Here is a 7494-nt window from a genome sequence, read left to right on the forward strand (position 1 = left end):
TTTTTATTATTTTATAAATCAACCCCTAAATAATCGACAGCATTATTGAAACTGATCCCCTGAACGATCTCTCCCAATATCTTTTCATCATTCGGGTATTCTCCCTTTTCCACCCAGTTCCCGAGAATATTACAGAGGATTCTCCGGAAATACTCATGGCGGGGAAAACTGAGGAAGCTTCTTGAATCGGTCAGCATTCCAACGAACTTCGACAGAAGTCCCAGATTACCCAGCGCTTTCATCTGGGCTTCCATACCGTCCCTCTGGTCGTTAAACCACCAGCCGCTACCGAACTGAATCTTTCCGGCAGTCTTTCCATCCTGGAAGTTCCCGATCATCGTTCCGATCGTATAATTGTCCGATGGATTCAAGACATAGAGGATGGTCTTCGGAAGACCTCCGTTAGAGTTCACCTTATCGAGGAAGCGCGACAGCTTCCAGGCAATCGGTCCGTCGGCGATAGAATCAAATCCCGTATCGGGTCCCAGCGATGCCAGCCCGGTGCTGTTGTTGTTTCTCAGGGCTCCCAGGTGAATCTGCATGGTCCATCCCTTCTCCCTGTTCATTCTGGCCAACTCCGCCAGAACGGCCGTCTGAAGTTTTTCCACCTGAAGATCCGACAGAGGATCGACTCCAAGAAATAAATCCTTAAAGATTTCCTCCAGCTCATCTTTGCTGGATTCGGCAAAAATACTGGTCGTCAGCGCATGGTCAGATAAACGGCCTCCCAGGTGATGGAAGTAGGCGTGCCTGTTTTCAAGAGCTTCAATCAGATCATCGTATTTTCTGATTTTGACCCCTGAAACTTCAGAGAGCTTTTTCATATAGATTATGAAATCCGCCCGGTTTCCGAATGCAAGAGCTTTATCGGGACGGAAAGTCGGCAGGACTTTTACAGGGCAATCCCCCTCTCCGATAATGGAAGTGTGATATTCGAGAGAATCGACAGGATCGTCAGTGGTACAGACAGCTTTGACATTGGACTCTATTAAATAATCCCGGGCTCCCATAGGCTTTTCCGCCAACTGCTTTTCCGCTTCATCCCAGATCTCTTTTGCCGTTTCTTTCGAGAGCAAAGTTGTAATGTTAAAGTATCTCTGAAGCTCCAGATGGGTCCAGTGATAGAGAGGATTCCCGATCGTATAGGGAATCATACTTGCGTAAGCTTCGAATTTTTCGTAAGGAGATGCGTCTCCGGTTACATACCTCTCATCAATTCCGAAAGAGCGCATGGCCCGCCACTTATAGTGGTCACCGGTCAGCCAGATATCATAGAGATTGGAAAAACGGCTATTCTCGGCGATGTCTCCGGGAGGGAGATGACAATGATAGTCAAAAATTGGCATAGGCGCCGCATACTTGTGATAAAGGGTCCGGGCCGTTTCCGTTTCCAGTAAAAAATCTTTATCCATAAAGGGCTTCATCAGAATTCCTCCTGTTAAATGTTATCGATAAGATAACCGCCGTCTACAGGGATGGTGACACCGGTAACAAAACCGGAGGCGTTTCTGTCAGCCAGATAGACGAGAGTTCCGTTCAGTTCGGAAATATCTCCGAAACGGCCGAAAGGTGTATGGCCGATAATCTGCTTGCCTCTTGCCGAAAGAATGTCTTTTTCGAAATCATCATATAGCAGATCCCGGTTCTGGTTTCCGACAAAAAATCCCGGAGCAATACCGTTGACCCGGATTCCCGCGGAAGCGAATTCCTTGGCCAGTCCGGCGGTGAGATTCATAACACCGGCCTTCGATGCCGCATAGGCCCAGACTCCCGAAAGAGGAAGATAGGAAGCCATGGACGCGATATTGATGATATTCCCTTTTATACCTTCGGCAATCCAGATTCTGGCCATATGCTTTGTCGGGATGACCAGACCGCCCAGAAGATTCATTTTGACAACCTCATCGAAGATATCCACATCGACTTCCGTAAACGGGGCTTTACCTTTATTCCCTCCGGCCGCATTCACCAGCAGAGTCGGCATACCCACTTCCTTTCTGATGGATTCGATCGTAGCGGCCATCTGGGCTTCATCGGAAGCATCGCACTGATAACCGAATAGAACATCTTTAAGTCCTGTTTTTGCTTCAATTTCCTTTGCCGCTTCAGAAACAGGCTTTGTCTTTCCCCGCCCCAGAATAACGACTTTAGCACCTGCATTACAAAGAGCTTCGGCAAAAGATGCTCCTATAGCTCCTGTTCCACCGGTAATAACAGCGATTTCCTTACTCAGATTTCCCATAAATTTTATCCTTTCTTATGATTTATACAAAATTGTTCAAATGTTTCGTTAGTTTTCTTAAATGATAATAAATCGAAACCCTTCATTTATGCAAGAAGATTTCATTTCATTTTCGTTTACGAAGCTATTCGTAACTTTTCTCTTTACAAAAATGACGGGATAGCGTATTTTTTTAATTACGATATTGTTCGCAAAATGAAATCAAAGGAAAGCGAAGAGAATATGCTGTTTTTTGAAAAAGGAGCTCCCGGGCTCTCTCTTACAGACGATGATCTGGCACAGGGGCTCACAGAAGCCCTGAATAAAGCGGCTCCAGCTGAAAAAACATCCAAAGTGCTGGTTCTGCCCCCCGATATCACTCGTTTCCACTCGAGAGCCGGTGTTCTGACACTGGCGGCCAGGGATTATTACAATGAAAAACTGACCGATGTTATGCCGGCTCTGGGAACCCATTATCCCATGACCGAAGAGGAACTGGATGAAATGTTTCCCGGACTGGATCATGCCCTGATCCGTCCCCACCAATGGCGGACCGATGTGGTAACGTTGGGCCAGGTGCCCTCATCCTATGTTGAGGAAATTAGCGAAGGCAAGGTCTCCTTCAGCTGGCCGGCCCAGGTTAACAAACTTCTTGTCGAAGGAGACCATGATCTGATTCTTTCCATAGGACAGGTCGTCCCCCATGAAGTTATAGGTTTTGCCAATCACAATAAAAACATATTCGTCGGTACCGGTGGTTCGGAAGGAATTCACAAGTCCCATTTTCTCGGTGCGGCCTATGGAATGGAACGCATAATGGGACAGGCCGACAGCCCGGTGAGAAAAGTGCTCAACTATGCCAGTGAGCATTTTGCATCAGATCTGCCGATTCTTTATGCGCTGACTGTGGTTTCTCCCGATGAAGCAGGGAAACTCCATGTCAGAGGACTCTATATAGGAGACGGCTTCGAGTGTTTCGCCAAGGCGGCAGCCCTGAGTAAGGAAGTCAACTTCACGCCGGTGGATGAACCTCTGAAAAGAGTCGTGGTTTATCTGGACCCCAAAGAGTTCCGAAGCACATGGCTCGGCAACAAATCCGTATACAGAACGCGCATGGCCATTGCTGACGGAGGAGAGCTGATCGTCATAGCTCCCGGACTGAAGGAATTCGGTGAAGACAGGCAAATAGACGCCCTTATAAGGAAATACGGATATTTCACGACCGGGGAAACACTGCGAAAGGTTCAGGAAAATGAAGATCTGAGCAGCAACCTCTCGGCGGCGGCCCATTTGATTCACGGATCGAGCGAAGGGCGGTTTAAGATTACCTACGCTCCCGGGCATCTGACCAGAGATGAAATCGAATCGGTAGGCTATGCCTATGCGGATCTTTCGGAAATGCAGGAGCTGTTTCAGATAGAAAATAAAACAACCGGTTTTCAGAAAGATGCCAACGGCGAAGAGTTTTATTACATCCAGAATCCCGCATTGGGATTATGGTCAAGCAAATAAATTATCAGGTAAGGAACAAGGAGAACATACAATGAAAAAAGCAGATATCGGACTGATCGGTCTGGCGGTTATGGGTCAGAACCTCGTACTGAATATGGCTGACAACGGATACACCGTTGCCGTTTACAACAGAACCACTCAGAAAATGACTGATTTTATAGAAGGTCCGGCAAAGGGATACGATAACATCGTCGGAGCGGAAACCATCGAAGACTTTATCGCTCAGCTTGAAAGACCGAGACGGGTCATGCTTATGGTGAAAGCGGGAGAGGTTGTCGATAAGTTCATCGAAACCGTTCTGCCCCACCTTGAAGAGGGAGATATTATAATCGACGGCGGAAACAGCCACTTCCCCGATTCCAACAGAAGGACAAAAGAACTTGCGGAGAAAGGCATACACTTTATCGGAACAGGAGTTTCCGGCGGTGAAGAAGGAGCCAGAAGAGGCCCCAGCATCATGCCCGGCGGTAATGAAAAAGCCTGGCCCTATGTCAAACCTGTCTTTCAGGCCATCAGCGCCAAAACGGAAAACGGCGAAGCCTGCTGCGACTGGGTCGGCAACGACGGCGCCGGCCATTATGTGAAAATGGTCCACAATGGAATCGAATACGGCGATATGCAGCTGATAACAGAAGCCTATCAGCTTCTTCATGAAGCGATCGGCATGAACTATGAGGAAATGCATAAAGTATTTGCCGACTACAACAAAGGGCCTCTCGACTCCTACCTGATAGAAATTACCAGAGATATCCTCGCTTTCAGAGATGATGCAGGAGAACCTCTTGTTGAGAAGATCCTCGATACAGCCGGCCAGAAAGGTACGGGAAAATGGACGGGGATAAGCGCCCTGGATCTGGGAATGCCCGTTACGCTTATCGGTGAATCTGTTTTCGCCCGCTGTCTTTCCGCTCTCAAAGATGAAAGAGTCGCGGCGTCTAAAAAGATCAAGGGACCGGACGTCACTTTCTCCGGAGATAAAGATGAGTTTGTCAAAGATCTGGAACAGGCTCTTCTCTTTGCCAAAATCATATCCTATGCCCAGGGATTCATGCTGATGAAAGAAGCAGCAAAGGAATACAGCTGGAAACTGAATTACGGAGCCATAGCCCTTATGTGGAGAGGCGGCTGTATTATCCGATCGGTCTTCCTGGGAAAAATCAAGGAAGCTTTCGACAAAAATCCCGAGCTGTCAAACCTTATAATGGATGATTATTTCGGAGATATCCTTCAGAAGGCCCAGAACTCTTTGAGAAAAGTCGTGACTGCCGCCGTAACCCTGGGAATCCCCGTACCGACCTTGTCCACCGCGCTGGCTTTCTTTGACGGCTACCGTTCGGAAAGGCTCCCGGCAAACCTTCTCCAGGCTCAGCGGGACTATTTCGGCGCGCACACTTATGAAAGAACAGATAAGCCGAGAGGCGAGTTTTTCCATACAAACTGGACAGGAACAGGCGGAAACGTTTCTTCAACCACCTACGAGGTATAGGAAATGGCTCATAATCCAAGACTGGATACCATTCTCAACCTGATTCACACTTATCGGCAGATCTCCGTAACGGAGCTGACTGAACGGCTGGGTGTGTCTCAGGTGACAATCAGAAAAGATCTGACGAGACTGGAGGAGCAGGGACTTATAATCCGGAGCCACGGAGGAGCCAGTCTGGCGCAGACCGTCGCTCCCCTGCCCACCGTCAATTCCAGAAGGGAAACCTTCTACGAAGAGAAAAACAGAATAACGGCCCGGGCCGTGGAGCTGATCCGCGACGAGGATTCAGTCTGTATAGATGCGGGTGCGACGACGCAGCTGCTGGCGGAGAAAATTGTTAATATGCCTTTGAGAGTCATAAGCAACAGCCTGGATATTCTGAACCTGCTGGCCTCATCCCGCGATGTGACGCTGACAGCGATCGGAGGAAATTTCAGAGTCAATGCCGCATCATTTATCGGGCCGATTGCCGAAGACGCCGTAAACCAGCTCCAGTTCGATATAGCCTTTATCGGAGCCACAGGGATGACCTCCGAAGGAGACTTTCTTACACAGAATGCCATTGAAGGTCGCTTGAAACGAGCTATGCTCAAGGCAGCCAGGAGAAAAGTCATACTGGCCGATTCCAGCAAATTCGAAGCCAGAGCGTTCTCCATATTCGCCCGTCCCGAACTGGTAGACATATTGATTACCGACAAAGGATTTACTCATGTTGAAAAGTTCCGGGATATGGGAATTGAAGTCATAACAGTTTGAAATAGAGGAGAGAAACATGAAATTGAGTGAAAATTGTAAATACGCCATTCTAACCCCGACCAGCATGGGAGTCCGGCTGACACCGGACAACGGGCAGCCGGTTTATGCGAGCCGCCATTTTGAAATGAGAGCCACAAGTGCCGAATCCAACGTTCTTTCTGTTGCATCCTATCTGGGGATGCCTGCAAAAGTTCTGACCAACTTTGTTAAAGGCAGCCCTATCGCCAGAATTATAAAAGATGACCTGGCTTCCAGACATATTGATTACGAAGGACCGGAAATCGAACAGGGCGGAGCCTGGGGATACCGGCACCAGATTAATATAGCCGATTCAGGATACGGCAATCGCGGTCCCCGAGTCCATAACGACAGAACCGGAGAAGTCGGCCTGACCCTGAACGCCAAAGATTTCGATATGGAGCGGATTTTCGGAGAAGAAGGCGTTGCCGTTGTTCATCTGTCCGGTCTTATAGCCGCTCTCTCACCAGAGACAAGCCAGTTCTGTCTCGCCGTTGCCAGAGCCGCCAAGAAACACGGTTCGCTTATCTCTTTCGACCTGAATTACAGAGCCAGCTTCTGGAAAGGCCGGGAAAAGGAACTGAGCGAAGTTTTCGCTGAAATTGCCCAGGCAGCCGATGTACTTGTCGGAAACGAAGAGGACTTTCAGCTCTGTCTTGGAATCCCCGGACCGGAAGCGGGAGGCGAAGGACTGGGAGCGAAGATAGACAGCTTCAAGGAAATGATAAAAAGAGTGAAAAGCGAGTATTCCAATGCTTCGGTTTTTGCAACAACGCTCCGGGAAGTGGTCAGCACCAATGAACACATGTGGGGGGCCATCATGCTTGAAGGCGATAACTGGTATGTGGAAGAACCGAGATCCATTGGTGTTCTGGACAGGATCGGCGGCGGAGACGGCTTTGTCGGGGGAATGCTCTACGGGATACTGAAAGAATGGGAACCGGAAAAATGGGTTCAATTCGGTTGGGCCACCGGTGCGCTTACTGTCACACTCTACACGGATTACTGCCAGCCTGCCGATGAAGAACAGGTCTGGAGCATCTGGGAAGGGAATGCCAGAGTAAAACGGTAATTGCTGTAGACTATATTTAATCTATTGATAGAAGAGAGGCTGATTCGAAAAATGAGTCAGCCTCTTTTTTTAGAAACTTGAATCTTCTTCTACAGAAGTTGCCTATCGGGGCTCCTGATCTTCAACTTTTACTCTATTAACAACTCTCCAATCAGTCCAAAAGCATAGGAATTTTTCTTATAGCATAATAATAAAATCCGGATAATAATGAAAAAATGCTCAATAACGCAATGCGCGTTTTTTCCGAAAATCGGAGGTTATACGCATGAACTGGTAAAAAAATCGGTATAAGTATTGGTTTTTGGGAATTATGGAGAACTGGATAATAAGTTATGTTATATTTCAAAATTATACAAATTCGGAAAATTATATGCTAATATATAATTAATCTATATCATCTCAGGGAGTCTTGTATGAAACTCAATAAAA

Annotated in this window: 6 protein-coding genes; 4 read left to right on the forward strand and 2 right to left on the reverse strand. The window is 47.8% G+C overall.

Annotation, left to right across the window (positions count from 1 at the left end; translation table 11 throughout):
• Positions 1 to 11 precede the first annotated feature (11 nt).
• Positions 12 to 1424 carry a glucuronate isomerase gene (gene uxaC, locus HNR50_RS04875; RefSeq protein WP_184744408.1) on the reverse strand — a complete coding sequence of 471 codons (1413 nt, stop codon included), beginning with the start codon at positions 1422 to 1424 and terminating at the stop codon, positions 12 to 14.
• Positions 1425 to 1438: 14 nt separating this feature from the next.
• On the reverse strand, positions 1439 to 2242 hold the full coding sequence (locus HNR50_RS04880) for an SDR family NAD(P)-dependent oxidoreductase (RefSeq protein ID WP_184744410.1): 804 nt from the start codon (positions 2240 to 2242) through the stop codon (positions 1439 to 1441).
• Positions 2243 to 2437: 195 nt separating this feature from the next.
• On the opposite strand from HNR50_RS04880, the gene HNR50_RS04885 reads away from it, so the two are divergent.
• Genes HNR50_RS04885 through HNR50_RS04900 form a run of 4 tightly spaced genes read left to right on the forward strand, consistent with a single transcriptional unit; the run spans position 2438 to position 7065 of the window.
• On the forward strand, positions 2438 to 3733 hold the full coding sequence (locus HNR50_RS04885) for a nickel-dependent putative hexonate epimerase (RefSeq protein WP_246433777.1): 1296 nt from the start codon (positions 2438 to 2440) through the stop codon (positions 3731 to 3733).
• 31 nt (positions 3734 to 3764) lie between these two features.
• Positions 3765 to 5219, forward strand: a complete 1455-nt coding sequence (gene gnd, locus HNR50_RS04890) for a decarboxylating NADP(+)-dependent phosphogluconate dehydrogenase (protein ID WP_184744412.1) — start codon at positions 3765 to 3767, stop codon at positions 5217 to 5219.
• Between the two features lie 3 nt (positions 5220 to 5222).
• Entirely contained in the window at positions 5223 to 5975 is a 753-nt protein-coding gene (locus HNR50_RS04895) for a DeoR/GlpR family DNA-binding transcription regulator (RefSeq protein WP_184744413.1), read from the forward strand.
• Positions 5976 to 5991: 16 nt separating this feature from the next.
• Entirely contained in the window at positions 5992 to 7065 is a 1074-nt protein-coding gene (locus tag HNR50_RS04900) for a PfkB family carbohydrate kinase (RefSeq protein WP_184744415.1), read from the forward strand.
• Positions 7066 to 7494 lie beyond the last annotated feature (429 nt).

Source organism: Spirochaeta isovalerica (assembly GCF_014207565.1).
In the GTDB taxonomy this organism is placed as follows: domain Bacteria; phylum Spirochaetota; class Spirochaetia; order DSM-2461; family DSM-2461; genus Spirochaeta_F; species Spirochaeta_F isovalerica.